Genomic DNA, 2500 nt, shown 5'->3' on the forward strand with positions numbered 1-2500 from the left:
TACGACGTCACCCAGAACGTATCTTGGGCTCCGTCTGTTTGTAGGTATCCGGTTTCAGGTCTATTTCACTCCCCTCGTCGGGGTGCTTTTCACCTTTCCCTCACGGTACTAGTTCGCTATCGGTCAATGAGGAGTACTTAGGCTTGGAGGGTGGTCCCCCCACGTTCAGACAGGATTTCACGTGTCCCGCCTTACTCAAGGACATATCATTGCATTACCCGTACGGGACTATCACCCTCTGAGGTCCAGCTTTCCTGACTGGTTCCGGTTGTCTTTGATATGCCACTGGCCTGGTCCGCGTTCGCTCGCCACTACTAACGGAGTCTCTGTTGATGTCCTTTCCTCCGGGTACTTAGATGTTTCAGTTCCCCGGGTTCGCTTGAAACCCCCTATGTATTCAGGAGTCTCATACCTTCAACTGATAACCGAAAATCCAAAACCACCCTCACTTGCGTGATGATGACCTTAGAGTTTCGGCTATCGAAGGTGGGTTTCCCCATTCGGAAATCTATGGATCAAAGCCTCTTCGCGGCTCCCCATAGCTTATCGCAGCGTAGCACGTCCTTCATCGCCTCTCATTGCCAAGGCATCCACCGAATACCCTTAAGACACTTGATTGCTCTCATTATCAATATCCACACACTCGGCAGAGTTTGCTGCACGCTGCTTTGCGCCTAAACGCAAAATCCGCACCCCGGCGGTCAAGCCGTGCGCACTTCATGCAGCTGGATATGATTTAGAAAGACCAGTTTGCTTCGTAAGATCGAACCGACAACGAGGCGGTCAAGCTTCGTTGAAAAGGAATAACGATGCGGAAGCTTTGCAAGCAAAGCGTTCGCACTCAATTCCTGGAGATTATGATTGCGGCACCCGCAATTGCTTGCAGATCCGAACCTCGGAACGATCTCCTCTTTACGATGTCATAAATCCCGCAGTCGATCTCGTAAGACCGACAAGCGAAGTTATACCGCGGACTAAATCAGGCGCTGCCCATATGGCGCGCACTGTCTGAACACACTGAATGTCTTGAAGTTGTTTTCGTCTCGATCACTCATCAGCATCCAACCAAAGTTTCTGGTGGAGGCAGACGGGATCGAACCGACGACCTCATGCTTGCAAAGCACGCGCTCTCCCAGCTGAGCTATGCCCCCGTTCCAGAAGACGAATGCTCAACGCTAAAGAACAACGTTTTGCAGATGCGATGCTTGCGCATGTGATGTCGACGTCAGCAGCAGCCTTGAAAGCAAAGCGCGCAAATATGGTGGGCCTGGGAAGACTTGAACTTCCGACCTCACGCTTATCAAGCGCGCGCTCTAACCAACTGAGCTACAAGCCCTAACAACAAAGGACTGCGCTCGGCTCATCGACATGACCTTGCGATCAAACGCCAATAAGCAGCACGAGCACGCCCCAGCGTGTGTTCGTCCGCGAAGAAAGAGAAACGAAGACGGCGGTGTCCCGCCTATGCAGCTCAGACATTGATCCAATGTCTGGCCACTGATGTTTCAAAAGAGGATCGATAGAAGCAAGCTTCTGAAGATCCATCCTTAGAAAGGAGGTGATCCAGCCGCAGGTTCCCCTACGGCTACCTTGTTACGACTTCACCCCAGTCGCTGACCCTACCGTGGTCAGCTGCCCCCTTGCGGTTAGCGCACTGCCTTCAGGTAGAACCAACTCCCATGGTGTGACGGGCGGTGTGTACAAGGCCCGGGAACGTATTCACCGTGGCATGCTGATCCACGATTACTAGCGATTCCAACTTCATGGGCTCGAGTTGCAGAGCCCAATCCGAACTGAGACGGCTTTTTGAGATTTGCGAGAGGTCGCCCTTTTGCATCCCATTGTCACCGCCATTGTAGCACGTGTGTAGCCCAGCCCGTAAGGGCCATGAGGACTTGACGTCATCCCCACCTTCCTCGCGGCTTATCACCGGCAGTCTCCTTAGAGTGCTCAACTAAATGGTAGCAACTAAGGACGGGGGTTGCGCTCGTTGCGGGACTTAACCCAACATCTCACGACACGAGCTGACGACAGCCATGCAGCACCTGTGCTCTATGCCCCGAAGGGAAGGTTCCATCTCTGGTACCGGTCATAGACATGTCAAGGGCTGGTAAGGTTCTGCGCGTTGCGTCGAATTAAACCACATGCTCCACCGCTTGTGCGGGCCCCCGTCAATTCCTTTGAGTTTTAATCTTGCGACCGTACTCCCCAGGCGGAATGCTTAAAGCGTTAGCTGCGCCACTAGTGAGTAAACCCACTAACGGCTGGCATTCATCGTTTACGGCGTGGACTACCAGGGTATCTAATCCTGTTTGCTCCCCACGCTTTCGTGCCTCAGCGTCAGTTATGGGCCAGTGAGCCGCCTTCGCCACTGGTGTTCTTGCGAATATCTACGAATTTCACCTCTACACTCGCAGTTCCACTCACCTCTCCCATACTCAAGACTTTCAGTATCAAAGGCAGTTCTGGAGTTGAGCTCCAGGATTTCACCTCTGACTTA

At 52.8% G+C, this 2500-nt stretch carries 2 tRNA genes and 2 rRNA genes (2 of these 4 cut by a window edge); all 4 read right to left on the reverse strand.

The features are described 5' to 3' along the window. Nucleotides 1-618 (reverse strand): 23S ribosomal RNA (locus tag AB8B02_RS21405) (it extends 2202 nt beyond the left edge of the window). Between the two features lie 457 nt (nucleotides 619-1075). Further along, nucleotides 1076-1151, reverse strand: a tRNA-Ala gene (locus AB8B02_RS21410). Nucleotides 1152-1259: 108 nt separating this feature from the next. Beyond that, nucleotides 1260-1336: transfer RNA gene (locus AB8B02_RS21415), tRNA-Ile, on the reverse strand. A gap of 215 nt (nucleotides 1337-1551) precedes the next feature. Further along, nucleotides 1552-2500: ribosomal RNA gene (locus AB8B02_RS21420) — 16S ribosomal RNA — on the reverse strand; it runs 538 nt beyond the window's last position. Together the 16S and 23S rRNA genes with 2 tRNA genes alongside form the textbook arrangement of a ribosomal RNA operon.

This window comes from Tardiphaga sp. 862_B3_N4_1 (assembly GCF_051811085.1).
In the GTDB taxonomy this organism is placed as follows: domain Bacteria; phylum Pseudomonadota; class Alphaproteobacteria; order Rhizobiales; family Xanthobacteraceae; genus Tardiphaga; species Tardiphaga robiniae.